Source organism: Psychromarinibacter halotolerans (genome assembly GCF_029168315.1).
Taxonomy (GTDB): Bacteria; Pseudomonadota; Alphaproteobacteria; order Rhodobacterales; family Rhodobacteraceae; genus Psychromarinibacter; species Psychromarinibacter halotolerans.
On record NZ_JARGYD010000004.1, the window covers coordinates 79,382 to 104,888 of the forward strand.

General features: G+C 64.3%; 26 protein-coding genes and 1 riboswitch. Of the genes, 22 read left to right on the forward strand and 4 right to left on the reverse strand.

The window, feature by feature from the left end; translation table 11 throughout:
• Positions 1-39 precede the first annotated feature (39 nt).
• Complete coding sequence (locus P1K30_RS11485) at positions 40-1,266, reverse strand: multidrug effflux MFS transporter (protein WP_275632878.1); 1,227 nt, start codon at positions 1,264-1,266, stop codon at positions 40-42.
• A 194-nt stretch (positions 1,267-1,460) separates the two neighbouring features.
• Here P1K30_RS11485 and P1K30_RS11490 point away from each other — a divergent pair, with 194 nt between their 5' ends.
• The 8 genes from P1K30_RS11490 to P1K30_RS11525 all read left to right on the forward strand — a co-directional run bounded on the left by P1K30_RS11490 (position 1,461) and on the right by P1K30_RS11525 (position 9,198).
• The gene (locus P1K30_RS11490; protein ID WP_275632879.1) at positions 1,461-2,993 is read left to right on the forward strand and encodes an acyl-CoA carboxylase subunit beta; all 1,533 of its coding nucleotides are present in this window, start codon (positions 1,461-1,463) and stop codon (positions 2,991-2,993) included.
• 7 nt (positions 2,994-3,000) lie between these two features.
• Positions 3,001-3,348 carry a hypothetical protein gene (locus tag P1K30_RS11495; protein WP_275632880.1) on the forward strand — a complete coding sequence of 116 codons (348 nt, stop codon included), beginning with the start codon at positions 3,001-3,003 and terminating at the stop codon, positions 3,346-3,348.
• A 340-nt stretch (positions 3,349-3,688) separates the two neighbouring features.
• On the forward strand, positions 3,689-4,078 hold the full coding sequence (locus P1K30_RS11500; RefSeq protein ID WP_275632881.1) for a DUF6497 family protein: 390 nt from the start codon (positions 3,689-3,691) through the stop codon (positions 4,076-4,078).
• Positions 4,079-4,292: 214 nt separating this feature from the next.
• Complete coding sequence (locus P1K30_RS11505; protein WP_275632882.1) at positions 4,293-4,433, forward strand: hypothetical protein; 141 nt, start codon at positions 4,293-4,295, stop codon at positions 4,431-4,433.
• Positions 4,434-4,502: 69 nt separating this feature from the next.
• Entirely contained in the window at positions 4,503-4,850 is a 348-nt protein-coding gene (locus P1K30_RS11510) for a hypothetical protein (protein ID WP_275632883.1), read from the forward strand.
• Between the two features lie 367 nt (positions 4,851-5,217).
• A complete protein-coding gene (locus tag P1K30_RS11515; RefSeq protein WP_275632884.1) occupies positions 5,218-5,427 on the forward strand; it encodes a hypothetical protein in 210 nt (69 codons plus the stop codon).
• Positions 5,428-5,557: 130 nt separating this feature from the next.
• Positions 5,558-7,603, forward strand: a complete 2,046-nt coding sequence (locus P1K30_RS11520; RefSeq protein ID WP_275632885.1) for an acetyl-CoA carboxylase biotin carboxylase subunit — start codon at positions 5,558-5,560, stop codon at positions 7,601-7,603.
• On the forward strand, positions 7,600-9,198 hold the full coding sequence (locus tag P1K30_RS11525) for a hypothetical protein (protein ID WP_275632886.1): 1,599 nt from the start codon (positions 7,600-7,602) through the stop codon (positions 9,196-9,198). Before P1K30_RS11520 ends, P1K30_RS11525 begins: the two co-directional genes overlap by 4 nt.
• Before the next feature lies 1 nt (position 9,199).
• Here P1K30_RS11525 and P1K30_RS11530 read toward each other — a convergent pair whose 3' ends face one another.
• Positions 9,200-9,685, reverse strand: a complete 486-nt coding sequence (locus P1K30_RS11530) for a DUF4174 domain-containing protein (RefSeq protein ID WP_275632887.1) — start codon at positions 9,683-9,685, stop codon at positions 9,200-9,202.
• A gap of 111 nt (positions 9,686-9,796) precedes the next feature.
• Here P1K30_RS11530 and scpA point away from each other — a divergent pair, with 111 nt between their 5' ends.
• The 4 genes from scpA (at position 9,797) to P1K30_RS11550 (ending at position 13,664) form a co-directional block, all read left to right on the forward strand.
• Positions 9,797-11,932 carry a methylmalonyl-CoA mutase gene (gene scpA, locus P1K30_RS11535; protein ID WP_275632888.1) on the forward strand — a complete coding sequence of 712 codons (2,136 nt, stop codon included), beginning with the start codon at positions 9,797-9,799 and terminating at the stop codon, positions 11,930-11,932.
• 88 nt (positions 11,933-12,020) lie between these two features.
• The gene (locus tag P1K30_RS11540) at positions 12,021-12,518 is read left to right on the forward strand and encodes an MAPEG family protein (protein WP_275632889.1); all 498 of its coding nucleotides are present in this window, start codon (positions 12,021-12,023) and stop codon (positions 12,516-12,518) included.
• Positions 12,519-12,552: 34 nt separating this feature from the next.
• Positions 12,553-13,173 carry a VOC family protein gene (locus P1K30_RS11545; protein WP_338052359.1) on the forward strand — a complete coding sequence of 207 codons (621 nt, stop codon included), beginning with the start codon at positions 12,553-12,555 and terminating at the stop codon, positions 13,171-13,173.
• A complete protein-coding gene (locus P1K30_RS11550) occupies positions 13,170-13,664 on the forward strand; it encodes a GNAT family N-acetyltransferase (RefSeq protein WP_275632890.1) in 495 nt (164 codons plus the stop codon). The genes P1K30_RS11545 and P1K30_RS11550 overlap by 4 nt, the downstream gene beginning before the upstream one ends.
• Before the next feature lie 65 nt (positions 13,665-13,729).
• On the opposite strand, the gene P1K30_RS11555 is transcribed toward P1K30_RS11550, so the two are convergent.
• Complete coding sequence (locus P1K30_RS11555; RefSeq protein ID WP_275632891.1) at positions 13,730-14,380, reverse strand: sulfotransferase family protein; 651 nt, start codon at positions 14,378-14,380, stop codon at positions 13,730-13,732.
• Positions 14,381-14,545: 165 nt separating this feature from the next.
• Positions 14,546-15,409 (reverse strand): glycosyltransferase family 2 protein, encoded by an 864-nt coding sequence (locus P1K30_RS11560; protein ID WP_275632892.1) that lies wholly within the window; start codon positions 15,407-15,409, stop codon positions 14,546-14,548.
• 127 nt (positions 15,410-15,536) lie between these two features.
• On the opposite strand from P1K30_RS11560, the gene miaB reads away from it, so the two are divergent.
• From miaB to queF, 10 genes are all read left to right on the forward strand, one after another.
• On the forward strand, positions 15,537-16,853 hold the full coding sequence (gene miaB, locus P1K30_RS11565) for a tRNA (N6-isopentenyl adenosine(37)-C2)-methylthiotransferase MiaB (RefSeq protein ID WP_275632893.1): 1,317 nt from the start codon (positions 15,537-15,539) through the stop codon (positions 16,851-16,853).
• 256 nt (positions 16,854-17,109) lie between these two features.
• Positions 17,110-17,415 (forward strand): hypothetical protein, encoded by a 306-nt coding sequence (locus P1K30_RS11570; RefSeq protein WP_275632894.1) that lies wholly within the window; start codon positions 17,110-17,112, stop codon positions 17,413-17,415.
• A gap of 377 nt (positions 17,416-17,792) precedes the next feature.
• Entirely contained in the window at positions 17,793-18,806 is a 1,014-nt protein-coding gene (locus P1K30_RS11575) for a PhoH family protein (RefSeq protein WP_275632895.1), read from the forward strand.
• A gap of 26 nt (positions 18,807-18,832) precedes the next feature.
• On the forward strand, positions 18,833-19,465 hold the full coding sequence (locus tag P1K30_RS11580) for an O-methyltransferase (protein WP_275632896.1): 633 nt from the start codon (positions 18,833-18,835) through the stop codon (positions 19,463-19,465).
• Positions 19,466-19,531: 66 nt separating this feature from the next.
• Positions 19,532-20,449, forward strand: coding sequence for a cation diffusion facilitator family transporter (locus tag P1K30_RS11585; protein ID WP_275632897.1), 918 nt, complete (start codon positions 19,532-19,534; stop codon positions 20,447-20,449).
• Positions 20,450-20,825: 376 nt separating this feature from the next.
• Positions 20,826-21,305, forward strand: coding sequence for an rRNA maturation RNase YbeY (gene ybeY / locus P1K30_RS11590; protein ID WP_275632898.1), 480 nt, complete (start codon positions 20,826-20,828; stop codon positions 21,303-21,305).
• A 41-nt stretch (positions 21,306-21,346) separates the two neighbouring features.
• Positions 21,347-22,240 carry a hemolysin family protein gene (locus tag P1K30_RS11595; protein WP_275632899.1) on the forward strand — a complete coding sequence of 298 codons (894 nt, stop codon included), beginning with the start codon at positions 21,347-21,349 and terminating at the stop codon, positions 22,238-22,240.
• Positions 22,241-22,283: 43 nt separating this feature from the next.
• Positions 22,284-23,777: an apolipoprotein N-acyltransferase gene (lnt, locus tag P1K30_RS11600; RefSeq protein ID WP_275632900.1), complete on the forward strand. Its 1,494-nt coding sequence runs from the start codon at positions 22,284-22,286 to the stop codon at positions 23,775-23,777.
• 12 nt (positions 23,778-23,789) lie between these two features.
• Positions 23,790-23,840: riboswitch (SAM-SAH riboswitch) on the forward strand.
• 3 nt (positions 23,841-23,843) lie between these two features.
• Entirely contained in the window at positions 23,844-25,010 is a 1,167-nt protein-coding gene (gene metK / locus P1K30_RS11605) for a methionine adenosyltransferase (RefSeq protein ID WP_275632901.1), read from the forward strand.
• 26 nt (positions 25,011-25,036) lie between these two features.
• Entirely contained in the window at positions 25,037-25,501 is a 465-nt protein-coding gene (queF, locus tag P1K30_RS11610; RefSeq protein WP_275632902.1) for a preQ(1) synthase, read from the forward strand.
• The last annotated feature ends 6 nt before the right edge of the window (positions 25,502-25,507 follow it).

Here is a 25,507-nt window from a genome sequence, read left to right on the forward strand (position 1 = left end):
CCCCCGCTTTGCAGATTTGCAAGCGAGGTTTAGCAGCCGCTAATCGCCCCGGGCAATCCCCAGGCGCTTTTCACGGCGAATGACCATGAGGATGGCAAGCACCCCGAGGACCGAGGTGATGATCTGAATCCAAAGCACCGGGTAGGGGCCTGTTTCGACGCTTAGCATCTCACCGGCCATCTGGGCCAGCACCGCGCCGCCGCCGATCATAAGCGACCCGCCCAGTCCGCTGGCGGTGCCCGCAAGGTGGGGGCGCACGGACAAGGTGCCGGCAATCGCGTTCGGCAGGACCATGCCGTTGCCGAAGCCGACGAAGCACATGAATCCGAAGAAGGTGAAGGCCGAGCCGTAGCCCGCAAGGAACACCAGCAGTGAGATCGCGACGCCGATTGCGCAGATCAGCGAGCCCGTGATGATCATCCGGTTGATGCCCATCCGCACCGAGTAGCGCGCGGTCAGGTAGTTGCCGAAGACATACCCAAGCGCCGGCGCGCCGAACAGGATGCCCAGCGTCGAGGGGTCGAGGCCGAAGATCTCGGACCCGACAAGCGGGGCGCTGCCCATGTAAGAGAAGAACGCACCAGACGAAAACCCGGCGGCCAGCGCGTAGCCCCAGAACCGGGGCGAGGCCAAAAGCTCGGGGTAGTCGCGAAGCTGGTCCCGGAACCGGGCGCCCGCGTTCGGATTGGTTTCGCCTTGGTCGGCCCAGATCAGCGCGAAGGTGCAGATCCCGAACAGCAGAAACGCATAGAAATTGGCTTGCCAGCCGAACCATTCGTCCAGCACCCCGCCCAGCGCGGGCGAGATCATCGGAACCACCGCCATGCCCATCGTGACATAGCCGATCATGGATGCGGCGTCGGCTTGATCGTGGGTGTCGCGGACCACGGCGCGGCTTAGCACCATGCCGACCACGATGAAGGCCTGCATCATCCGAAACGTCAGGAAAACGGCCGCCGTCGGGGCCAGCAGGCAGCCGATCGTGGCGAAGATGAAGATGGCCAGACCGCCCAGCATCACGGGCCGCCGACCGAACCTGTCCGCGACCGGGCCGATGAACAGTTGCAGCACCGCGTTTCCGACGAGAAACAACGTCACCGACCGGGCCATCACGCTGTAATCCGTACCAAAATGCTCTGTCATCTTGGGCAGCGACGGCAGGTACATGTTCATGGTCAGCGCCGAGGTGCTGGCCATGACGATCAGGGTAAAGATGTGCGGCGGACTTTGCCGGTCCAGAAAGCGGACGCTGGTATTACGTGTCATTGGCATCTATTAGTCCCGCTTTTGTGACTTGTCCATCCGAGCCGATATTCGCGCGAGGGTGCCAAACGGTGAATTTGCCAATTTGCAATATGCAGTCGTCCGCTTGCCAAGTATTTGCAAATTTACCTTAAATCTCTTCCCGCAGGCGTTCCCCTCGCGTAGGTTGCCGCCGAACGGGGAATGGAGGCGAGCGCATGAAGGACATCCTGCACGAACTGGAAAGCCGGCGCGAACAAGCCCGCCTTGGCGGCGGCGAAAAGCGCATCGACAGCCAGCACGCGAAGGGCAAGCTGACCGCGCGCGAACGGATCGAACTTTTGCTGGACGAAGGGTCGTTCGAAGAGTTCGACATGTTCGTCGCGCACCGGTGCACCGACTTCGGCATGGAGGCGCAGCGCCCCTATGGCGACGGCGTTGTCACGGGCTGGGGCACGATCAATGGCCGGATGGTCTATGTCTTCAGTCAGGACTTCACGGTGTTCGGCGGCTCGCTTTCAGAGACCCACGCCCAGAAGATCTGCAAGATCATGGACATGGCGGTGCAAAACGGCGCCCCGGTGATCGGTCTGAACGATTCCGGCGGAGCGCGAATTCAGGAAGGCGTGGCCTCGCTTGCAGGCTATGCCGACGTGTTCCAGCGCAACATCATGGCGTCCGGCGTGGTGCCGCAGATTTCGGTGATCATGGGCCCCTGCGCGGGCGGCGCGGTCTACAGCCCCGCGATGACCGACTTCATCTTCATGGTGCGTGATACATCCTACATGTTCGTCACCGGGCCCGACGTTGTGAAGACCGTCACTAACGAAGTGGTCACCGCCGAGGAACTGGGCGGAGCGTCGACCCACACCAAGAAGTCCTCGGTCGCCGATGGCGCATTCGAGAACGACGTCGAGGCGCTGGCCGAGGTCCGGCGACTGGTCGATTTCCTGCCGCTGAACAACCGCGAGAAGCCCCCGGTGCGTCCGTTTTTCGACGACCCGCACCGGCAAGAGGCGTCGCTGGACACGCTGATCCCGGACAACCCGAACACGCCCTACGATATGAAGGAGTTGATCCTGAAGATCGCGGACGAGGGCGATTTCTACGAGATTCAGGAAGACCACGCGAAGAACATCATCACCGGCTTCGTCCGGCTGGAAGGGCAGACGGTGGGCATCGTCGCGAACCAGCCGATGGTGCTGGCCGGGTGCCTGGACATCGACAGTTCGAAAAAGGCCGCGCGGTTCGTGCGGTTCTGCGACTGTTTCGAGATCCCGATCCTGACGCTGGTCGACGTGCCCGGTTTCCTTCCGGGGACGGGGCAAGAGTACGGCGGCGTTATCAAGCACGGTGCCAAGCTGCTGTTCGCCTATGGCGAAGCGACAGTGCCGAAGGTCACGGTGATTACGCGCAAGGCCTATGGCGGGGCATACGACGTTATGGCTTCCAAGCACCTGCGAGGCGATTTCAACTATGCGTGGCCCACCGCCGAAATCGCGGTGATGGGTGCGAAGGGCGCGGTCGAGATCCTGCATCGCGGGGATCTTGGCGACCCCGAGAAGATCGCGCGCCACACGGCCGATTACGAGGACCGCTTCGCCAATCCGTTCGTAGCCGCCGAGAAAGGGTTCATCGACGAGGTGATCATGCCGCGCTCGACGCGCCGCCGGGTCAGCCGCGCTTTCGCCAGCCTTCGCAACAAGAAGCTGACGAACCCTTGGAAAAAGCACGACAACATTCCTCTGTGAGCCGCGTGTGAGCCGCAACGACTGGCATATGATCGAGGGCGAGACGCTGACCCTGTGCCGCCGGCTGCCGCCGCGGTTCGACGTGGTGGCCGAAACGGCCTTTCCCACCGTCTCGCGTCGCAGACTGGCCCGGCAGGTGCGTCAGGATGTCTGGCGTGCGCTGCAGTCGGTGCGGGGCTTTTCTCCGGTGGTCGAGGTTTCGGCCACCGACAGCGGTTTGCGGTTGCGGGCAGGCGGGCGGATCGACGGCGGCCCGGTGGCGCGCGCCGCGTTGGAAGCCCGGCTTGCGTCGCTTTTGGCACAGCCAGAGCGGCGGGCGCGTTGGGCGCGCTATGCCGGAAAGGTGGCGCGCTGATGCCTAGGCTTGATGCGAAGCCCCTGTGCCGTCTCGAACGCATGCCGATGGGCCTGCGGCGGTCGGCAATTCCCGGTGGCGCGGGCAGCCGAATCACGTCCGATATTCAGATGCGCGGCGACCGGTGCGCCGACAGGGCCGTCAGGTCGGCGATCCGCCGTCTCAAGGCGCCGGTCCAAACCGTCGCCCCGAACCTCCGCCGCACCGCAGCAAGGGGCCGAGTGATCATGAGGGGGCGTCCGACGGACAGCCTTGCCGCGCCGTCCGGTGTCGAAGGCCGTCGCCTGTTGCCGTCAAAAACACGCGCGCGTCGTGGTCAGGTGAAGACATGGGGCAAATCATGAGACTGCCCGCAATCGCCTTTGCGGCTATGGCGGTCCCAGCCGGGGCAGAGCCGGTCGAGGTGCCGTCAGGCCAGCCCGTCAACTTCGCCGAGGTGGTCCGCGACACGGCTGGACCAAAAGGCTTGACGTGGCGTTTCCGATTCGTTGCTCCGGACATCGGACACGCGGAAGGCAAGATCACATTTGCGCAAGCAGCATCGGACATGGAATTTCTTTGCCGGTCCTACGCGCTTCCGCGGCTGCCGAACATCGGTCCGCGTCCCGCGCAAGTGATCATTTCGCTGGCGGATCAACCTTCCGAATTCGGGGAGCCAAACCCGGAAATTACCCAGTTTTTCGAGGCTTATAGCATCGAAGGCGATCACTGTATCTGGGAGGCATTCTGATGCAGACACAATATCTAGCGGCATTCGCCGGTCGCCGGGGGGCACTTGATGCAACGGTGCCACAAAACCGCTCACTCGCTCGGGTGGAATTTCCTTTTAGTCACGAATGTTCTATCGTCTCGGGAGGTTACCGGACAGTGACCTGTACCCTGAATGGGAGGTCTCGCGCTGCAGAGTCAGTGTTCGGCCTCCATCTTTACGACAGGAGACTAGGATGTCGAAAAGCGTCAAACTGGTTCTCGCCTTTGGCCTCGTGGCCTTCGCTGCGGCTTGTGCCCAGCAAGAGGAAGAACCCGTATACATCGATCCCGAGCCGATTACGATCGAACCGGTCTACACCGGCAAGTACAAGTAATCTTCGGACGGGACGGGCGCTCGCGCCCGTCCCGGACTCCCTGATCGTCCCGCACCGGGAGGGACGAGGATGCTGAAGCATCGAGGGTTTCCCGGACGTCTTCCGGGCACCGACTTTCAATTCGTGATCCGCAGGGCGAATCCGCGCGGGGTGACACCGATCACCCGCCGCGAGCGTTTTCCCGACCGGCGTCCTGCCGACAAAAGGGCCGATGCAGGCTTTCTGCAGGCGCTTTGGGATCACTTCGGCGAAGAACCCTTTGAACGCGGCAATCTTGATGCCGGGCGGCTGTCGTGGCTGTTCGGCCGCGAAGTCGTTGCCGTCGATGACCCGTTCGAACCGGCAAGCTACGACTCGCTGCTGCGCATCGACGTGGATGCCGCCCGCGCATCCTTTCCAGAGCTGGATTTCGATTGATGGTCGGCGTTTTTCCGCATGGGGCAAAACGATTTCGGCGGGAAACGGCGCACCTGCGTGCCGCGTTCACAGCCCCCTATGCAGACCGCGCGACCAAGGTCAGTGTCGAACCTGAGCCGCGGCCTAAGGCATCGTTTTATGTCAGGGCGCGTCTCGACCGTTACCCTTCCCCTTATCGACGGTCTGGCCATCCCCAGGTCAGACCGTCACCCCCCGCGTCGGGCCTCCCCGATCCCCTACCTGCGTCTACACGCGGATTTGAGCGGCAAACTGCCCAAAATCCACGTTTGTCCGCCCTGAGGTTTGGATTTCTGCCGCGTCCGGCGCTAGATCGAAGCAGAGCAGAAAACAACAAGGGCACATCCCAATGCGCATCAAGCTTTCCGCCGCGCTGCTGGTCGCGGCTTTGGGCCTTTCGGCCTGTGGTGACACTCCGCTGGAACAAGGCGTTTTCGGTATGGGCGCCGGCACCGGTGCCGCACTTCTTACCGGCGCAGATCCGGTCACGGGTGCAATTGTCGGCGCGGCCGGCAACGTCGCCTATTGCCAGTACGTCAATCAGGCCAACTGCCGCTGATCCCAGCCGCAGTCTAAGCCTTGGGCGGCCCCGTGCCGCCGTGAATGAAGCCGTCCGGACCCTGTGTCCGGGCGGCTTTTCGCGTTGCGGTCAGTCCAGAGTCTGAACGCCAAGAGGGAGAGGGACGGAGATGTTCAAGAAGATACTCATCGCCAACCGCGGAGAGATCGCCTGCCGGGTGATCAAGACGGCGCGGAAGATGGGAATTGCCACGGTCGCGGTCTATTCCGACGCCGACCGCCACGCGCTGCACGTCCAGATGGCGGACGAGGCGATCCATATCGGCCCGCCGCCAGCCAACCAGTCCTATATCGTGATCGACAAGATCATGCAGGCGATCAAGGACAGCGGCGCCGAGGCTGTGCACCCGGGATATGGCTTCCTGTCCGAGAACCCCAAATTCGCCGAGGCGCTGGACAAGGCCGGTGTCGCCTTCATCGGCCCGCCCGTGAAGGCGATCGAAGCGATGGGCGACAAGATCACGTCCAAGAAGATCGCGCAGGAGGCCGGGGTCAGCACCGTTCCCGGCTACATGGGCCTGATCGAGGATGCCGACGAGGCGGTGAAGATCTCGGCCGAGATCGGGTATCCGGTCATGATCAAGGCCAGCGCCGGCGGCGGCGGCAAGGGGATGCGCATCGCGTGGAACGACCAAGAGGCGCGCGAGGGCTTCCAGTCGTCCAAGAACGAGGCGGCCAGTTCCTTCGGCGACGACCGTATCTTCATCGAGAAGTTCGTCACCCAGCCGCGGCACATCGAAATTCAGGTGCTGGCCGACGGCCACGGCAACGCGATTTACCTGAACGAGCGTGAATGCTCGATCCAGCGGCGGAACCAGAAGGTCGTGGAAGAGGCTCCGTCGCCCTTCCTCGACGAAGAGACCCGCAAGGCGATGGGCGAACAGTCCTGCGCGCTTGCCGCCGCCGTGGGATATGCCAGCGCCGGGACGGTCGAGTTCATCGTCGACGGCGACCGGAACTTCTATTTCCTCGAAATGAACACCCGCCTTCAGGTGGAACACCCGGTGACCGAGTTGATCACGGGCGTCGACCTTGTAGAGCAGATGATCCGCGTCGCAGCGGGCGAGACGTTGTCGATGACGCAGGCCGACGTCGGCATCAACGGATGGGCGATCGAGAACCGTCTGTATGCCGAGGACCCGTATCGCAACTTCCTGCCGTCCATCGGGCGGCTGACCCGCTATCGACCCCCGGCGGAGCAGGCGGCGGGCCCGCTGCTGGACTCGGGCAAGTGGCAGGGCGACGCGCCTGCGGCCGAGGTTGCCGTGCGCAACGATACCGGCGTCTACGAGGGCGGCGAGATCTCGATGTACTACGACCCGATGATCGCAAAGCTGTGCACATGGGGCCGCACCCGCGACGAGGCGGTCGAGGCGATGCGCATCGCGCTGGACAGCTTCGAGGTCGAGGGGATCGGGCACAACCTGCCGTTCCTGTCGGCGGTCATGGATCACCCGCGCTTCACGTCGGGCAACATCACCACCGCCTTCATCGCCGAGGAATATCCCGAAGGCTTCGATGGCGTGACCTTGGGCGAGACGGCGCTGCGCCGCGTCGCCGCCGCCTGTGCCGCGATGAACCTTGTGTCCGAGATCCGGCGCACCCGCATCTCGGGCCGAATGGACAACCATGAACGCAAGGTCGGCCAGAACTGGGTGGTCAGCGCGCAGGGGCACGATTTCGCGGTCGCGATCGCGCCGGACACGGGCGGATCGACCGTCACCTTCGATGACGGGACAAGCCACCGTATCGAAGGCGATTGGACCCCGGGCAATCCGCTTGCCGAACTGACCGTGGACGGCGCGCCGCTGGTGATGAAGGTCGGCAAGATCAGCCACGGCTTCCGCGTGCGCAGCCGGGGCGCCGACCTGAAGGTGCACGTCCGCACCCCGAGGCAGGCGGAACTGGCCCGGTTGATGCCGGAAAAACTGCCGCCGGATACCTCTAAGATGTTGCTGTGTCCGATGCCGGGCCTTGTCGTGAAGATCGAGGTCGAAGAGGGGCAAGAGGTGCAGGAAGGGCAGGCCCTGTGCACCATCGAGGCGATGAAGATGGAGAACATCCTGCGGGCCGAACGCAAAGGCGTCGTGTCGCGGGTCAACGCGGCGGCGGGTGACAGCCTTGCCGTGGACGAAGTGATCATGGAGTTCGAATGACTCGATCCGCCGCGACCGACGCCGGGACCGGCCCCGGCACCGCATTGCGTCTGCCGCTTCTGGCGGTGGTGGCGGCGGTGCTGGCGCATCTCGTGCTTCAGGTCGCGGCATGGTCGATCGCGGGCGGTGTCTTCGACTATCCGCTGGATGATCCGTACATCCACCTTGCGATCGCCGAACAGATCGCGGGCGGCGGTTACGGCGTGAACGACGGAGAGATCGCCGCCGCCGCGTCGTCCCCCGTCTATCCGCTGCTGCTGACGCCGTTCTCGGAAAGCCCGCTGCAACGCTACCTGCCGCTGTTCTGGAACGTCGTGGGCCTGATGGCCGCCGCCGCGCTGTGGGGCCGGATCCTGTGGCAGGCGGGATACCGTGGGGTGTTCGGCATTGCGCTGGCCGTCGCGGGGCCCGTCGCGCTGAACATGGCCGGGCTGGCCTTCACCGGGATGGAGCACATGCTGCATACGGCAGCCAGCCTTGCGATCATCCTTGGCCTGCTGATCCTTGCGGATCGGAACCGCATCACACCGTTCCTGATCGCGGGCATCCTGTTCGCGCCGCTGCTGCGGTTCGAGGGGCTGGCGCTTGCGGTGGCCGCCGCCTTCGCGGTGCTTCTGGCGGGCCGGGTCCGGGCGGGGCTCGGGCTTGGACTGATCGCGGTGCTGCCGGTCGCGGGCTTCTGCGCGTTGCTGTGGTCGATGGGGCTGGACCCCCTGCCAAGCTCGGTCCGGTTCAAGATGACGGCGGGCGAGGTCGTGGGCGGCGGGCCGCTGGCCTATTTCCGGTTCAAGCTGCACACGGCGCTGACGTCACCGCCGGGGCAGATCCTGCTGCTGTCGATGCTGCTGGCCTTCGTGCTGGCGCTTTGGCCGGGGGTCCGAACCTCGCGCCGCCGCCTCATCCTGCCGGTCGTCATCCTTGCCGGGATGGGCCACGTGTTGCTGGGCAAGTTCGGCTGGCTGGATCGGTACGAGATCTACATCCTTGCCACGCTGGCCGCGGGCCTGTTGGCCGCCGCCGCGTCGGCTCAGGGGCGGCTGGCCGGGGCGGTCGCCGCCGTGCCAATCGCCTTGGCCGCCATCTATTATCTGCCGACGGCGGTGCGCGAGTATCCCTATGCGCCGCGGGCGATCCACGTTCAGCAGGGCCAGATGGCGCGGTTCGCGAAGGACGTCCTGAACGAACCCGTCGCGGTCAACGACATCGGCTATGTCGCGTGGCAGAACCCGAATTACGTGCTGGACCTGTGGGGGCTCGCCAACGCCGAGATCATGCGGATTCTCGAAGCGCGCGAGAACCGGCCCGGCTGGGCCGGGGCGCAGGCGGAACAGGCGGGCGTACACTTCGCCATGCTGTATTCCGGCGTCTGGTTCTCGGACGAGGAAATGGGCGAAGGCTGGCGCCGCGTCGGGGTGCTGACCACGGATGTGCACGCCTTCTATCTTGGCAACACAGAGGTGGTGTTCTGGCTGAACGAGGCGGCGGTGCCCGATCCCGACGCCTATCTGGCCAAGCTGCGCGACTGGGCCGGGGGGCTTCCGGACGGTGCGCGGTTCAGCTTCGCGAACGCCCCGGAAGAGGAGCCCGCCGCATGACCTATTCCGTCCCGCGCCCTTCGCGGATCTCTTCCTGCCGCAGCGGCCACTTGTCGATGGCGCGTGTCACCTCGCGCACGTCCCACGGAAGCGGTTTGCGCAGGTTCACGCGGCCGTCCTTCTCGATCAGCGTCAGTTGGAAGCCGCGCGGCCTGAGCGCACGGCGCACGTCGGTTTCGGCGGACGGGTCCGAGTCGGTGATGACGATCACGTCGCGGGCGATCAGGGCCTCGGGCCGGGCGCTAAGCAATTCCAGCTGTTCGATGTATCGCGGATCCGCTGGCGTGTCGGCGAAAACAACGACCACACGCTTGGTCCAGACGAACTCGTCCAGCGTGACTTCGGAGGCCTCGAAGAACAGGGGCACTTCCTCTGCCATCTCCCGCTCGGCCTCTGCCGTGCCGGTATCGCTGACCACCTCTGCATCCTGCGCCCACGCAGCCGCGCTGACGCAGACAATGAATATTGAAGTCAAGACCTTGGCCATTCGTCCTCCTGCTTATTCGCATATAAGCCCGGGGGTCGGGAAAACGAAGGGCCAAGGCGCCCGCGCCGGAAACTGTGACCAGCGCGCATCCGTAGGAGAGGAGCCCGATCAATGAGCGACATCGATGCCTGGAAGGCCCGCGCCGAGAAGGAACTGCGGGGCAAGCCGCTGGAAGATCTGACGTGGCATACGCTGGAGGGGATCGACGTACGGCCCCTTTATACGGCCGAGGACACGGCCGACCTGCCGCATATGGGGACGCTGCCGGGGTTCGAGCCGTTCACCCGCGGGGTGAAGGCCACGATGTATGCCGGACGTCCGTGGACGATCCGCCAGTACGCCGGTTTCTCGACCGCAGAGGAGTCGAACGCCTTTTACCGCAAGGCGCTGGCCGCCGGTCAGCAGGGCGTTTCGGTGGCTTTCGACCTTGCCACGCACCGCGGATACGACAGCGATCATGAACGGGTCGTGGGCGACGTGGGAAAGGCGGGGGTGGCGATCGACAGCGTCGAGGACATGAAGATCCTGTTCGACGGCATCCCGCTGGATCAGGTCTCCGTGTCGATGACCATGAACGGCGCGGTGATCCCGATCCTTGCCAGTTTCATCGTCACCGGCGAAGAGCAGGGGCATGACCGGGCCGTTCTGTCCGGGACCATCCAGAACGACATTCTGAAAGAGTTCATGGTGCGGAACACCTATATCTATCCGCCCGAACCCTCGATGCGGATCATCTCGGACATCATCGAATACACGTCGAACGAGATGCCGCGCTTCAACTCGATCTCGATTTCCGGCTACCACATGCAGGAAGCGGGCGCGAACCTTGTGCAGGAACTGGCCTTCACGCTGGCGGACGGGCGCGAGTACGTGCGCGCCGCCATCGAGGCCGGCATGGACGTCGACAAGTTCGCCGGACGGCTGTCGTTCTTCTTCGCCATCGGCATGAATTTCTTCATGGAGGCCGCCAAGCTGCGTGCCGCACGCCTGTTGTGGCACCGCATCATGGAAGAGTTCGGCGCAAAGCAAGAGCGGTCCAAGATGCTGCGGACCCACTGCCAGACCTCGGGCGTGTCTTTGCAAGAACAGGACCCCTATAACAACGTCATCCGCACCGCGTACGAGGCTATGTCCGCCGCGCTGGGCGGCACCCAGTCGCTGCACACCAATGCGCTGGACGAAGCGATCGCGCTGCCGACCGAGTTCTCGGCCCGCATCGCCCGGAACACGCAGCTGATCCTTCAGGAAGAGACCGGCGTGACCAGCGTCGTCGATCCTCTGGCCGGATCTTACTATGTGGAAAGCCTGACCGCCGAGCTGGCCGACAAGGCATGGGCGCTGATCGGCGAGATCGAGGAAATGGGCGGCATGACCAAGGCCGTTGCGTCTGGGATGCCGAAGCTGCGGATCGAGGAATCGGCAGCACGTCGGCAGGCGATGATCGACCGCGGCGAAGAGGTGATCGTCGGGGTCAACAAGTACCGCCGCGAGACAGAGGACGAGATCGACATTCTCGACGTGGACAACGTCAAGGTGCGCGACAGCCAGATCGCCCGGCTAGAGCGCATCCGGGGCAGCCGCGATCAGGCCGCCTGCGACGCGGCGCTGGCGGAACTGGAACGGCGGGCGTCCGAAGGCGGCAACCTGTTGGAAGCCGCGGTCGAGGCCGCGCGGGCGCGCGCATCGGTAGGAGAGATCAGCATGGCGATGGAGAAGGTGTTCGGCCGGCATCGGGCCGAGGTAAAGACGCTGGCGGGTGTCTATGGCGCGGCCTACGAGGGCGACGAGGGCTTTGCCCAGATCCAGAAGGACGTCGAGGCCTTCGCCGAAGAGGAAGGCCGCCGGCCCCGGATGCTGGTGGTCAAGATGGGTCAGGACGGTCACGACCGCGGCGCCAAGGTGATCGCCACGGCCTTTGCCGACATCGGTTTTGACGTCGACGTCGGCCCCTTGTTCCAGACCCCGGAAGAGGCCGCGCAGGATGCGGTGGACAACGACGTGCACGTCGTCGGCATCTCAAGCCAGGCGGCGGGCCACAAGACGCTGGCGCCCAAGCTGATCGCCGCGCTGAAAGAGCAGGGCGCAGAGGACATTATCGTGATCTGCGGCGGGGTGATCCCGCATCAGGATTACGAGTTCCTCAAGAAGGCCGGCGTGAAGGCGATCTTCGGGCCGGGAACCAACATCCCCGAAGCGGCGAAGGACATCCTGCAGCTGATCTCGGCCGCCCGGACGGACGCCGCATAGGGCAGGCTTTCGCGCATCCCCGTCGTTGCACGACTGGGAAAAGCCTGTAGAAACGGCGGGGTGCAGCGGAAACCGGAGAGACGACGACATGGGCAAGCAAGGCAAGATCGCCATCGGCGCGGGACTGGGCGCCGTCTGGTCGGTGGCGCTGATCTGGATCGCGGTAACGTATGTGCAGATCCCGGTCTTCTCGCGCGTTGTCGTGGAACAGTTCTTCCTGATCGGCCCCGGCATTTCGCTGCTTCTGGTGATCGGCGCCATTGCGATGCGCCGCTTCTTCTCGCCCACGCTGATCGACGGCACGCCACCGCCCTTGGGCAGCGCCGCCGAGATCGACCAGCGCGTGCTGCGCAACACCGTCGAACAGTCGGTGCTGGCCGCCTGCCTGTGGCCGGTGATTTCCTACCTGCTTCTGACCGACGGGCTGGGCGTGGTGCTGTGCCTGTCGATCGGGTTCGTTATCGCCCGGCTGGCCTTTTGGATCGGCTACCACGTCTCGCCGCCCTTGCGCGCCTTCGGGTTCGCGGCAACGATGTACCCGACCGTGCTGGCGCTGGTCTGGGCGCTGATCCTGCGCGTGATCTGAACCACGGCACTGCCCTAAAGCACGGAGCCTCCGCATGACCTTCATGGCCGAGCTTGATCATTTCGCCCTGTCTGCCTCTACGCTGGAGGAGGGCGTCGCAGCGGTCGAGGCCGCGCTGGGCGTCCCGCTGGCAGGCGGTGGGCGGCACGAGAAGATGGGCACCCACAACCGCTTGCTGGGGCTGGGCCCGGTCTATCTGGAAGTCATCGCCATCGACCCGGACGGCATAGATCCGGGGCGTCCGCGCCCCTTCGACCTTGATAACTTCTCGGGCGCGCCAAGGCTGACCAACTGGATCGCCCGCACCGATGATCTGGACGCGGCGCTGGCCGCGGCCCCGGCGGCCGCCGGACCCGCGACCGAAATGTCGCGCGGCTCGCTCGTGTGGCATATGGGCGTGCCGGTGGACGGAAAGCTGCCGTTCTCGGGCGCCTTTCCGGCAATCATCCAGTGGCCCGAGGGCGTCCATCCGTCGCAAACGCTGCCCGACGCGGGCTGTCGCCTGAAGAGGTTGGAGATCAGCCACCCCGACGCGGACGCATTGCGCGACGCGCTGTCGAAGGTCTTCACGACGATGCCGGTCGTCCTGCACCAAGGACCGTTGGCGATGCGGGCCGAGATCGAGACGCCCGGCGGCCTGCGCGTTCTGGAATGACGATCCGCCCCGCGACCGAGGCCGATGCCGCCCGGATCGCGGCGTTGTGGAACCCGGTCATCCGCGACACGGACATCACCTTCAATCCCGTCGAGAAATCGGACGCCGATGTCGTCGCGATCCTGTCGCAGCGGGCGGCGGACGGGCATGGCTTCTTCGTGGCCGAAGATGGCGGAGCGGTCGAAGGCTTCGCGACCTATTTCCAGTTCCGCGGCGGACGCGGATACGCCCGGACGATGGAGCATACCGTGATCCTTGACCCGGCGGTCCGTGGCCGTGGCCTTGGCCGGGCCCTGATGGAAGCGGTCGAGGATCACGCGCGGCAGGGCGGGGCGCATTCGATCTTCGCCGGTGTCAGTTCCGGCAATCCGGCGGGCATCGCCTTCCACGCGGCGCTGGGCTACCGTGAGGTCGCGGTGCTGCCAGAGGTCGGGTGGAAGTTCGGGCGGTTGCTGGACCTGCACCTGATGCAGAAGATCCTGACCCAGTGAAGCCGCCGCCGGATCCCGGCGGGATCGGCGGCGGAAGTGGGTGACAGGAGGGTCATCCGGGCGGTTCAGGCCGCCCTTGGTTTGTTGGGGGAGGTATCCGGGTCGCGGTCTTGGGCCCAAGCCGTCAGCAAGCTGAGCGGCCAGTTGTCCCAGACCGATGCAGGGTGATCGCCACGCTGCCAGTGCCGTGTCATCAGGTGCATGTCCGGCGCGACGAACCGTTTCAGGTCGCGGATTGGCGTGCGGTCGATGTCGAACTCCAGCAACCGCCCGGGCTGGGGGGCGAAGTAGCTGCGGACCATGTCGTGATGCCGGTGAAAGTCATCGGCCCACATGTTCAGCACCCCCTTGTCGCTCATGCCTGTGCGTTCCTTGGCAAGGCGCAGGTACAGCCCGTCGCGGGCCAGCGCGCGGTCGCGCAGCCAGTCCTGCTTGTCACGGGTGTTCAGAAGGAACTTCGCGTCCGGGTAATCCTCGGCCAGCAGGGCAAAGTGGCGGAAGTTCTCGATCGAACCGCCATTCACGACGAATTCCATATCGAAGAAGGCGTCGAACTCTTCCAGCCCGTCCAGCGCATGGCGCCCGGCGCGGATGTTGCGGTCGATGCGGATCTGCGCGTTACGCCGGTCCAGCGTTGGCGCGGTCTCTTGCCAGTCGATCCCCGATCCGCGCAGCGATGTGACGCCGCTGGCGGTGAAAAGCTCGTGAAGTGCCAAGTCGGCACAGTTGTTCAGGCCAATTTGAAAGAGGCGCATTTTATGCCTCGCGTCTGCTCGATTGTATTTTTTGTTAGGGTAAAGGCCTAAAAATGGAATCGGGCTTAATTAAGGCATTACGGCAACACTAGGACCGCTTGGCGGCAAATTGCCGTGATCCGCGTGTCAGAACCACTGGCCCGGTTCCATCAACCCAAGGTCCAGAAGCTGCTTTGACTGCCACGTAAAGGGCGTCGAGTTGTGCCAAACGAAGTTCGGAATGTCGAACGTGGAACCCGCGTTCGTTTTCAATGCCTTGGCCGTCCGGAAAGAACAGATCGCAGCGGTGATGTTGTGGTGCCACGGGCAGGAATAGGTGTTGTACTCCTCGTCCGAGAACGTGTGGTTCGGCCTCAGCGTCAGCCCCTTCGCCGCGCGGAACAGCGCGATGCGGTCGATCCGGCGGCTGGCGGTGGGAATGTGTTCCTCGAACCGCCAGCGCAGCCCGCCGTAAAAATCAAGCTGGCGCTCGCGCGGATGCCCCACCTCGTCGTTGCGGGCCAGCGCGTAATAGCCGGACTTGTCCAGATACGCCTCGCTCAGGCTGACCGCGTCGGGATGGATGTCCAGATCGCCCGCGTACAGGTCGATGACATAGGTCAGGATCGCGTCGCGCCGTTCCTCGGTGTGGAAGGCCAGCATTTCCGTCACCGACCGCGTCTCGCAAAACGGGTAGAACAGGTACTCGGCGTTATAGCAGTAGTACATCCACAGATCCGGTGCCGCATCGATCAGCTGATTGACCGCGTCCACCGCCGCCCCGCGCGTCTGCATCGGATGGTCGATCCGGTGGACAGAGGTCGCAAGATCCTGCGACAGCGTCATTTCCTCCGGTCCGAAGACCAGCAGGGTCGGGAAGCCCAGCTGCAGATGGTGGCGGATGGTGCTGTCGACCTCGACCAGATCCTCGACGAAGATCATGCCGACCGGCCCCTTCGCCAAGGCCGGGCGCCCGTCGTTGAGAAAATCCACCAGGCTGGTGTAGCGCATCGTCTGCCCGTTCTGTTCGTTTTGCGTTAACATCCGACGAACGTGGCCGGGTTTGCAAGAGCGCGGGCAAGGGTGTATGGCCCGCGTCTGAACTTCAGCGGAAGCCCTTCAGCGGACGGAACCGGACATGGCGGACCCCAGGAAGCTTTTCATCAAGACCTACGGCTGTCAGATGAACGTCTATGACAGCGAGCGCATGGCAGAGGCCATGGGCGGCGCCGGGTATGTCGAAACCTCGACCCCCGAGGATGCCGACATGATCCTGCTGAACACCTGCCACATCCGCGAGAAGGCCGCCGAGAAGGTCTATTCCGAGCTGGGCCGCTTCAAAGAACTGAAGGCCGCGAAACCCGATCTGCGGATCGGTGTCGCCGGTTGCGTCGCGCAGGCCGAGGGCGAAGAGATCATGCGCCGTCAGCCGCTGGTCGATCTGGTCGTGGGGCCGCAAAGCTATCACCGCCTACCCGAGATGGAGGCGCGGACCTCGAACGGGGCCAAGGTGGTCGACACCGATTTTCCCGAAGAAGACAAGTTCGAGAAGCTGAAGAAGCGCCCGCAGGCCAAGCGTGGCCCGACCGCGTTCCTGACGGTGCAGGAAGGCTGCGACAAGTTCTGCGCCTTCTGCGTTGTGCCCTATACCCGGGGCGCCGAGGTTTCGCGCCCGGTGTCGCAGGTGCTGACCGAAGCGCGCGACCTGGTCGAACGCGGCGTGCGCGAGATCACGCTGCTGGGTCAGAACGTCAACGCCTACCACGGGGCGCATGAGGGCGGCGACTGGACGCTGGCCACGCTGATCCGCGAATTGGCGAAGGTCGACGGGCTGGATCGCATCCGGTTCACCACCTCGCACCCGAACGACATGGACGACGACCTGATCGCGGCGCATGGCGAGGTCGACAAGCTGATGCCGTATCTGCACCTGCCGGTGCAGTCGGGCAGTGACCGCGTGCTGAAGGCGATGAACCGCAAGCACACGGCGGAAAGCTACCTGCGCCTGATCGAACGCATCCGCGCCGCGCGGCCGGACATCCTGCTGTCGGGCGACTTCATCGTCGGTTTTCCCGGCGAGACCGAAGAGGACTTCGCCGACACGATGGCGCTGGTCGAGGCGGTGCGGTACGGCCAGTGCTATTCGTTCAAGTACTCGTCCCGTCCGGGAACCCCGGCGGCGGAACGCCCGCTGGTCGATGCCGACGCGGCAAGCGACCGGCTGGCGCGGCTTCAGGCCCTGCTGACCCGCCAGCAGCGCGAGATTCAGGACGAGATGGTCGGTCGCGAGGTCGGCGTGCTGTTCGAACGGACGGGCCGGATCGAGGGGCAGATGACCGGCAAGTCGGATTACCTGCACGCGGTGCACGTCACCGGGGATGTTGCCGTCGGCGACCTGCGCCGGGTTCGTATCACGGAAAGCGGGCCGAATTCTTTGGGCGGCGTTCTGGTCTGATTTCGAGGTCCCCTCGGGGCGTTACCTCGGGGGCTGAGTCGCGTCGATTCGCGGAAAATGTGTCTTAAAATTTCGTAAATCACGGCAAGATTGTGGCGGATTTCCTCCTACCATCAACAATCTATTAATATTTCCCGCTTTACTCTCCAATCGCGCTACGTTCTTTGGCGTCGGATGGGTATTCCATCCGCGCGACGAGGTCGTTGAAGCTGCTTGACCTCGCCGTGTCGCATCTCTGTTCTTGAGGGGTACAGACATGAAATTCGTTGCTTTGGCTGCCGCTGCCGCGATGACACTGGCCAGCGCCGCCACCACTGCCAGCGCCCAGGAAGGGCGCTATTATTCGTATGGTCCAAAGATCAAGGTGAGCTGTTTCCGCGGTCCGTGGAAAGAGGTGATCTGGGATCGCCCGAACCCGGAGTTCATCGATAGCCTTGTCGCTGCCGGTTACGACTATCCGACTGCGCACGCGATGGCTGAACGCGTCTGCCGTGATCGCGCTGGCGTCGGCAACTCGGCGGCCCTGCGCGAAACCGCGCGCTCGGTGCTGCGCGGCTACTAAGGCCTGGGGCATTCGCCCCCGGCCGCTGACGGCCGGGGCGGCCCAACCGCACGGTGTCCGGTCCTCTTGCGAGAGGCGACTCGCCCGCTCGCGCCGGATTCCACTTATCCCCATACTGAAATCACGCTGTGGACATCCTTCCGCGACCTGACGGCGGCACGGATGACTATTTTTTAATCGCCTGCTGCAGGTGCGTTTTGCCGGGTGTCGCGCCCGGTTTCACCGCGATTTGTGCAGGATCCGCCGCTGATTTCACGCGCCTGCAACATGAAGCGGATCAAAGTTGAACGGCGCGCGTTCAACTTTTCAGATTGCGGCTTGCGCGATGTCGCGTGTCTTGTCACGCTTGGACACAACATTTGGGAACGGAGAGCTCTTTGGCAATTGGCACGCTGACCCCGCCCGCCTCGCAGGATGACATCCACGAGACACTGTTGGAATTCCCCGACAACCGGCTTCTGATTGACCTATGCGGTGAATTCGACCGCAACCTCGCTCAGGTGGAACATGGCCTTGGCGTCCAGATCTTCCGAAAGGGCAACCACCTTGCGGTGATCGGCGAGGGCGAAGCACGCGGCCAAGCGGCGGCGGTGCTTCAGCAACTGTACACCCGGCTTGAAGCTGGCCGGTCCGTGGACGCGGGCGATATCGACGGCCTGCTGCGGCTGGGCGCGTCGCCGGATGAGACGGGCAGCCGCTCGGGCGACCAGATGGAAATGTTCAACGCTGGTGCGCTTGAGATCAAGACGCGCAAGAAGACGGTCGAACCCAGAACCGAGGCGCAAAAGGCCTATGTCCGCGCCCTGTTCGAGCACGAGCTGGCGTTCGGCATCGGACCGGCAGGGACGGGCAAGACCTATCTTGCCGTGGCGGTGGGCGTCAGCATGTTCATCGGCGGCCACGTCGATCGCATCATCCTGTCGCGCCCGGCTGTCGAAGCCGGCGAACGCCTTGGGTTCCTGCCCGGCGACATGAAGGACAAGGTCGATCCGTACATGCAGCCGCTGTACGACGCGCTGAACGATTTCCTGCCCGCCAAGCAACTGGCCAAGCTGATCGAGGAAAAGAAGATCGAGATTGCGCCGCTGGCCTTCATGCGGGGGCGGACCCTGTCGAACGCCTTCGTCGTGCTGGACGAGGCGCAGAACGCCACCACCATGCAGATGAAGATGTTCCTGACCCGCCTTGGCGAAGGCAGCCGCATGGTGATCACCGGCGACCGCAGTCAGGTCGACCTGCCGCGCGGCGTACAGTCGGGCCTGCAGGACGCGGAGCGGCTGTTGGGCGCGATCAGCGACATCTCGTTCAGCTACTTCACCGCCAAGGACGTTGTCCGGCACCCGCTGGTGGCGAAGATCATTCAGGCCTACGACGCCGACGCCACCTCCTGAGCCATTCCAGCCTAAGAGGATTTGACATGGACTGGTTGCCGAAGGACCCGCGCATCGCGGAAGAGTTGTTGCGCCTGCACGATGCCGACGCGCGCTCTACCGCCGAACGCCGGGCCCGCGGCGGCTTCAAGCCCGAGGAAAACACTGACGACATCGTGCGCTTGGGGTCCGAATACCTTGCGCTGTCGCCCGAAGAGGGGCGCTTCGTTTACATGATGGCGATGGGCGCACAGGCCCGGACGGTGGTCGAGTTCGGTGCGTCCTTCGGGATCAGCACGCTGTATTTTGCCGCCGCGCTGAAGGAAACCGGCGGTCGGCTGATCACGACAGAGGTGCATCCCGACAAGTGCGCCGCCCTGCGCGACACCTTCGCGCGGGCCGGGGTCGAGGACATCGTGACGCTGCTGGAAGGCGACGCGCGCGAAACGCTTCGTCAGGTGCAGGGCCCGGTGGACGTCCTGTTCCTTGATGGTTGGAAGTCGATGTACCTGCCGGTGCTGGACCTGCTGACCCCGGCGCTGCGCCCCGGTGCGATGGTCATCGGCGACAATCTAGATCACGGCTCGGCACAGCCCTATGCCGACCACGTGTCCGACCCGGCGAACGGGTTCCTGACACAAATTCTCGGGCGGACCGGGCTGAGCGTGAAGCTGGCCTGACCACGCGAAGGCTTGCATGTGGGGCATGTCCGGCTAAGTCTGACCCCGGATTGCGGAGGCGCCGGCATGGGTCATCACCACCACCATCACCATCACGTTGATCCCGACGCGGGCGACCGGCGCATGTACGGCGCGATTGGCGTGAACTTCGCGCTGACGATTGCGCAGATCGTCGGCGGCATCCTGTCCGGATCGCTGGCGTTGATCGCGGATGCGCTGCACAATCTCAGCGACGCGGTTTCGCTGGTTATCGCGTTCGCGGCCCGCAAGATCGCCCGCCGTCCTGCGGATGCGCAGATGACGTTCGGCTATGGGCGGGCAGAGGTCGTCGCGGCGCTGATCAACTATACCACGCTGATCCTGCTGGCGTTCTACCTTGTCTACGAAGCCGTCGAGCGGTTCTTCGATCCGTCTCAGGCGAACGGCTGGATGATCGTGATCATCGCCGGGATCGCCCTAGTGGTGGATCTTGTGACCGCGGCGCTGACCTATGCGATGTCGATGTCCAGCGTGAACATCCGGGCCGCCTTCCTGCACAACCTTGCAGATGCGCTGGGCTCGGTCGCCGTCATCGTGGCGGGGGTGGCCATTCTGGTGTTCGGCTGGTGGTGGGTCGACCCGCTGGTGACGCTGATGATCGCGGGCTACATCCTGTGGATGGGGTTCGCTGAAATCGGCGAGGTGATCCGCATCCTCATGCAGGCCAGCCCGCCGGGTCTGGACAGCGAAGAGATCGTCGAAAGCCTGCAAGGGGTCGACGGGGTCGCAAGCGTGCATCACGCGCATCTGTGGCAGATGGAGGAACATCACCCCGCGATGGAGGCGCATGTCGTCGTGGTCGAGGGCAGGTGGGCCGAAGCGGACGCCATCAAGGCGCGTATCAAGGTGATGCTGTCAGAGAAGTTCGGCGTCGGACATTCGACGCTGGAACTGGAATGCGCGCGCCACGCGTGCCGCGACCCGAAAGTGATCGGCCACGCCTAAGCCAGCGTTTCAGCGCGGTGGGCTTAGCCGGCGATCAGCCGCAGCATCGGCGCCGGGCGCACGGACCTGCGCACAGCCCGCGCGGGCCGCAGATACATCTGCAGGCATGTGTTGCGATACAGGACGGTCACGTACATTGCGGGTTTGTCTCCTGTAGGCTCCTGTAGGGCCGGGCGGGATTGCCCGAGCCTTCCGCATTCAACGTCTCCTTCACGGTGCGGATAGTCAAAATCCGCCGCGTGTTATCCGGTAGCAGCTTAACAATCCCTGTCCTAAGGTCCGTTTAATAACGCTGGCTTTAATGATTTTGCGCGGGATCGTGGCGCGGATGCCGCGGCGGGCTTTACTTTCGGGGTGGCTTGGCATCACTGGCGGAATGACCGTGGATGTTGTGATCGAAGCCCCCGACTGGGAGACGCTGAAGCTGGAACAGCTGGCCGCGCGTGCGGAAACGGCGACCCTGCGTCACCTTGGGCTTGATCCCGATGACTTCGAAACGGCGGTTCTGGGCTGCGACGACGCCCGCATCGCCGTGTTGAATGCGGACTTCCGCGACAAGCCCACGCCGACCAACGTCCTGTCATGGCCGTCCGAGGAACGCGCGTCGGAATTCGCAGGCGAACGTCCCGACCCGCCAGAGGCCGGGGAACTGGGCGACATCGCCATCGCGGTGGAAACCTGTCGGCGGGAAGCTGCCGAGGCGGGGCGCCCCGTCGAGGACCATGTGACCCATCTGGTGGTGCACGGAGTCCTGCATCTGTTGGGCTTCGATCACATCGACGACGCGGATGCGGAATTGATGGAAAGTCTTGAGGTCGAGATACTTGCAACCTTGGGGCTTCCAGACCCATATTAGCGGCGCGGGCCGCAGCGGCTCGCGTTTCTTGGAAAGGACAGATGGGCGACGCGGATAGCGGGTCCTCTAGCGCAGCGCAAAGCGCGCAGGATCAGATAGAGAACGGGCAGGGCGGGTTATTTACCTGGTTCAAGAAAGCCCTGAACGGCCCGACGGATGTCGAGCTGGAAGATTCAGATGAAACCGACGGGACCCCGAACGGGTCGGCTCAGGCCGGCGCGGCTCTTGGTATGCTCAACCTGCGCAGGATGCGGGTCGAGGACGTCGCGATCCCGAAATCCGAGATCGTGTCGGTCCCCATCGAAATCTCGATGGAGGAACTGGTGGCCGTGTTCCGCGAAAGCGGGCTGACGCGTCTTCCGGTGTTCGAAGGCACGCTCGACACGCCGCTGGGCATGGTCCACCTGAAGGACTTTGCCCTGACCCACGGGTTCAACGGCGACGGCATTCCCTTCAACCTTCGCAAGATGTTGCGGCCGCTGCTGTTCGCGCCGCCGTCGATGCCCATCGGCGTGCTGCTGCAGAAGATGCAGACGCAGCGGATGCACCTTGCGCTGGTGATCGACGAATACGGTGGGGTCGACGGCCTTGTGACCATCGAGGACCTGATCGAACAGGTCATCGGCGAGATCGAGGACGAACACGACACCGAGGAAGATCAGCTTTGGACGCAGGAGAAACCGGGCGTCTACCTTGCGCAGGCCACGGCGCCGCTGGAAGAGTTCGAGCACGAGATCGGCCTGTCCCTTGCGGATGACGAAGAACAGGAAGAGATCGACACGCTTGGCGGCCTGGTCTTCATGCTGTCCGGCCGCGTGCCGGCGCGTGGCGAGATGATCCCGCACCCCGCAGGGGTCGAGTTCGTCGTCGTCGACGCCGACCCGCGCCGGATCAAGCGTCTGCGTGTCAGGCTGCCGCAGGTCGCGGGTGAGTGAAACCGCAGTAGCGTCGCGGAAGGGTATTTTCGCGCGCCGGTCCATGCCGGCGGCGATCCTTCTGGGCGCGCTGGCTGCGCTTGGGCAGGCGCCCGTGGGCCTGCCTTGGGCGACGCTTGCCGCGCTGGCCTTGGTGTTCCGTTTCTTTGTACTCACATCGACAGTGCGGGGGGCTGCGTGGATCGGCTGGAGCTTTGGCGCGGGCTACTTCGCGGCGTCGCTGTTCTGGATCGTCGAGCCGTTCTTCGTCGACATCGCCCGCCACGGCTGGATGGCGCCCTTCGCGTTGGTCTTCATGGCGGGCGGGTTCGCGCTGTTCTGGGGCGCGGCCTTTGCGCTGGCGCACTGGATCGGGCGGGGGACAGGCCGCTGGGGGCAGGCGGTGGCCTTCGCCCTTGCGCTGGCCTTCGTCGAACTGACGCGATCTTACATTCTGACCGGCTTTCCGTGGGCGATGATCGGTCATGTGTGGGTCGGTTGGGGCCCGATGCAGCTGGTGGCGTGGGTCGGGCCGGTCGGGTTGTCGGTCCTGACGGTTCTTGCGGCAGCCCTTGCGTCGGCGGCTTGGCCCAGCTGGCGCCGGGGTGGGCTGGCGCTCTTGCCCTTCGCGGTGCTGTACGGGCTTGGCATGTGGCAGGCGGCGCAGCCGGTCCCGGCCGTTGAATCGCCGCAGGTGGTCCGCTTGGTGCAGCCCAACGCGGCGCAGCACCTGAAGTGGGACCCGGACCACGCGACGACTTTCTTCCGCCGACAGCTGGAATACACGGCTGCGGGCGCCGACGGGCGGCCCGACCTTGTGATCTGGCCGGAAACCGCGATCCCCACGGTTCTGAACAACGCTGAGCCGCTTCTTATGCGGGTCGCGCAGGCCGCAGGCGGGGTGCCGGTCGTGCTGGGAATTCAGCGGTGGGAGGGGCGGGACGCCTTCAACAGCCTGATCGTGCTGGATGGCGACGGCGTCGTCGCCGATCTTTACGACAAGTATCACCTTGTGCCGTTCGGGGAATATCTGCCCCTGTCGTCGATGTTCGACACGGTCGGCATGACACTGTTCGGGTCCAGCATGGGCTTTGGCTATAGTTCGGGGCCGGGGCCGCAGCTTCTGGATCTGGGGCCGCTGGGCAGCGCGCTGCCACTGATCTGCTACGAGGCGATCTTCCCGCAAGACGTCAACGCGGCGCCCGCGCGGCCCGGCTGGCTTTTGCAGATCACCAACGACGCTTGGTTCGGCAAGGTCTCGGGGCCGTACCAGCATCTGGCGCAAGCGCGGCTGCGCGCGGTCGAGCAGGGCCTGCCGATGGTGCGGGCCGCGAATACCGGCGTCTCGGCGGTGATTGATGCGCGTGGCGAAATTGTGGCGTCGATCCCGCTGAACGAGGCCGGGTGGATTGATTCATCCCTTCCTAGTCCACTTCCGCCGACAATCTACGCGAATACCGGGGATTGGCCCGTGTTCTTCGTTTTGTTGGCGGGGCTTTCGGGGCTAATCGTGCTGCGCCGCCGCAACGCCATTGACGCGAGTTCGCCACAAAGATAACCCAATTGGAATGTGCCGCCACAACGGCTTCCTGGCGTGGTCGGCCTACATTCCAATGGAGCACTCATGTCCCGAAACAGCTATATCTTCACCTCTGAATCCGTTTCAGAGGGCCACCCGGACAAGGTCTGTGACCGCATTTCCGACGCGGTCCTTGATGCATTCCTTTCAGAAGATCCGTACTCCCGCGTCGCATGCGAGACGTTCGCCACCACCGATCGCGTTGTGATCGGCGGCGAGGTTCGCGGCCCCGGCGAGGTCATCCGCAACGTCGAACAGATCGCACGCGACTGCGTGAAGGACATCGGCTATGAGCAGGAAGGCTTCCACTGGGCCAACATGAAGGTCGACAGCTACCTTCATGCCCAGTCCGCCGACATCGCCCAGGGCGTTGACGCCGCCGACAACAAGGACGAAGGCGCAGGCGACCAGGGGATCATGTTCGGTTACGCGACCGACGAGACCCCGGAACTGATGCCGGCGCCGATCCTCTACAGCCACGCGATCCTCAAGAAGCTGGCCGAGGTCCGCAAGAACGGCACCGAGCCCAAGCTGGGACCGGACGCCAAGTCGCAGCTGACCGTGCGCTACGAAAACGGCCAGCCCGTTGGCGTGACGTCGATCGTTCTGTCGACCCAGCACCTTGATCCGACGCTAAGCTCGGCCGACGTGCGTGCCATCGTCGAACCCTACATTCTTGGCGAACTGCCCGAAGGATGGGTCACCGGCGAAACGGAATGGCACGTGAACCCGACCGGCAAGTTCGTGATCGGCGGACCCGACGGCGACGCCGGCCTGACCGGCCGCAAGATCATCGTCGACACCTATGGCGGGGCTGCTCCGCACGGTGGCGGTGCGTTCTCGGGCAAGGATCCGACCAAGGTTGACCGTTCGGCTGCCTACGCCGCGCGTTACGTCGCCAAGAACGTCGTTGCCGCCGGTCTGGCCCACAAGTGCACGCTGCAGCTGTCCTACGCCATCGGCGTCGCCAAGCCGCTGTCGATCTATGTCGACACCCACGGCACCGGCGAAGTGGACGAGGCGAAGATCGAGGCGGCCATCGCGCAGGTCATGGACCTGACCCCGCGTGGCATCCGCGAGAAGCTTCAGCTGAACAAGCCGATCTTCCAGCGCACCGCGGCTTACGGCCACTTCGGCCGCGCCCCGGAAGCCGACGGCGGCTTCTCTTGGGAACAGACGGATCTGGCCGAGGCGCTGAAGTCCGCGATCTGATCCACTGAAACGGGAGGGCCCGGTACATGGCGAAAACCGACGTATCGGGCCTTTCACAACTTGGCGCTCACACCGCGCTTCCCGCGTCGCCGTCCGAGGCGGTGCTGGAACGGGTGCCCTTCGGTTCCAAGGGGCAGGGCGCCGCGGTGCGGTTCACCGCGCCCGAGTTTACCTCGCTGTGCCCGATGACGGGGCAGCCCGACTTCGCCCACATCGTGATCGACTACATCCCCGGCGACTGGCTGGTGGAATCCAAGTCGCTCAAGCTATTTTTGCATTCCTTCCGCAATCACGGCGCCTTTCACGAAGATTGCACGATGGAGATCGCCAACCGGCTGGTCGAACTGCTGTCGCCCGAATGGCTGCGCATCGGTGCCTATTGGTATCCGCGCGGCGGGATCCCGATCGACGTCTTCTGGCAGACCGGCCCGGCCCCCGAAGGCGCTTGGATACCCGATCAGGGTGTGCCGACCTATCGCGGCCGTGGCTAGACCTGC

What these genes read in the sequence shown, in the direction of transcription:
- P1K30_RS11485 (WP_275632878.1), bottom strand. Translation starts at nt 1,266, where the DNA reads ATGACACGTAATACCAGCGTCCGCTTTCTGGACCGGCAAAGTCCGCCG.
- P1K30_RS11490 (WP_275632879.1), top strand. Translation starts at nt 1,461, where the DNA reads ATGAAGGACATCCTGCACGAACTGGAAAGCCGGCGCGAACAAGCCCGC.
- P1K30_RS11500 (WP_275632881.1), top strand. Translation starts at nt 3,689, where the DNA reads ATGAGACTGCCCGCAATCGCCTTTGCGGCTATGGCGGTCCCAGCCGGG.
- P1K30_RS11505 (WP_275632882.1), top strand. Translation starts at nt 4,293, where the DNA reads ATGTCGAAAAGCGTCAAACTGGTTCTCGCCTTTGGCCTCGTGGCCTTC.
- P1K30_RS11510 (WP_275632883.1), top strand. Translation starts at nt 4,503, where the DNA reads ATGCTGAAGCATCGAGGGTTTCCCGGACGTCTTCCGGGCACCGACTTT.
- P1K30_RS11515 (WP_275632884.1), top strand. Translation starts at nt 5,218, where the DNA reads ATGCGCATCAAGCTTTCCGCCGCGCTGCTGGTCGCGGCTTTGGGCCTT.
- P1K30_RS11520 (WP_275632885.1), top strand. Translation starts at nt 5,558, where the DNA reads ATGTTCAAGAAGATACTCATCGCCAACCGCGGAGAGATCGCCTGCCGG.
- P1K30_RS11525 (WP_275632886.1), top strand. Translation starts at nt 7,600, where the DNA reads ATGACTCGATCCGCCGCGACCGACGCCGGGACCGGCCCCGGCACCGCA.
- P1K30_RS11530 (WP_275632887.1), bottom strand. Translation starts at nt 9,685, where the DNA reads ATGGCCAAGGTCTTGACTTCAATATTCATTGTCTGCGTCAGCGCGGCT.
- scpA (WP_275632888.1), top strand. Translation starts at nt 9,797, where the DNA reads ATGAGCGACATCGATGCCTGGAAGGCCCGCGCCGAGAAGGAACTGCGG.
- P1K30_RS11540 (WP_275632889.1), top strand. Translation starts at nt 12,021, where the DNA reads ATGGGCAAGCAAGGCAAGATCGCCATCGGCGCGGGACTGGGCGCCGTC.
- P1K30_RS11545 (WP_338052359.1), top strand. Translation starts at nt 12,553, where the DNA reads ATGACCTTCATGGCCGAGCTTGATCATTTCGCCCTGTCTGCCTCTACG.
- P1K30_RS11550 (WP_275632890.1), top strand. Translation starts at nt 13,170, where the DNA reads ATGACGATCCGCCCCGCGACCGAGGCCGATGCCGCCCGGATCGCGGCG.
- P1K30_RS11560 (WP_275632892.1), bottom strand. Translation starts at nt 15,409, where the DNA reads ATGCGCTACACCAGCCTGGTGGATTTTCTCAACGACGGGCGCCCGGCC.
- miaB (WP_275632893.1), top strand. Translation starts at nt 15,537, where the DNA reads ATGGCGGACCCCAGGAAGCTTTTCATCAAGACCTACGGCTGTCAGATG.
- P1K30_RS11570 (WP_275632894.1), top strand. Translation starts at nt 17,110, where the DNA reads ATGAAATTCGTTGCTTTGGCTGCCGCTGCCGCGATGACACTGGCCAGC.
- P1K30_RS11580 (WP_275632896.1), top strand. Translation starts at nt 18,833, where the DNA reads ATGGACTGGTTGCCGAAGGACCCGCGCATCGCGGAAGAGTTGTTGCGC.
- P1K30_RS11585 (WP_275632897.1), top strand. Translation starts at nt 19,532, where the DNA reads ATGGGTCATCACCACCACCATCACCATCACGTTGATCCCGACGCGGGC.
- ybeY (WP_275632898.1), top strand. Translation starts at nt 20,826, where the DNA reads ATGACCGTGGATGTTGTGATCGAAGCCCCCGACTGGGAGACGCTGAAG.
- P1K30_RS11595 (WP_275632899.1), top strand. Translation starts at nt 21,347, where the DNA reads ATGGGCGACGCGGATAGCGGGTCCTCTAGCGCAGCGCAAAGCGCGCAG.
- lnt (WP_275632900.1), top strand. Translation starts at nt 22,284, where the DNA reads ATGCCGGCGGCGATCCTTCTGGGCGCGCTGGCTGCGCTTGGGCAGGCG.
- metK (WP_275632901.1), top strand. Translation starts at nt 23,844, where the DNA reads ATGTCCCGAAACAGCTATATCTTCACCTCTGAATCCGTTTCAGAGGGC.
- queF (WP_275632902.1), top strand. Translation starts at nt 25,037, where the DNA reads ATGGCGAAAACCGACGTATCGGGCCTTTCACAACTTGGCGCTCACACC.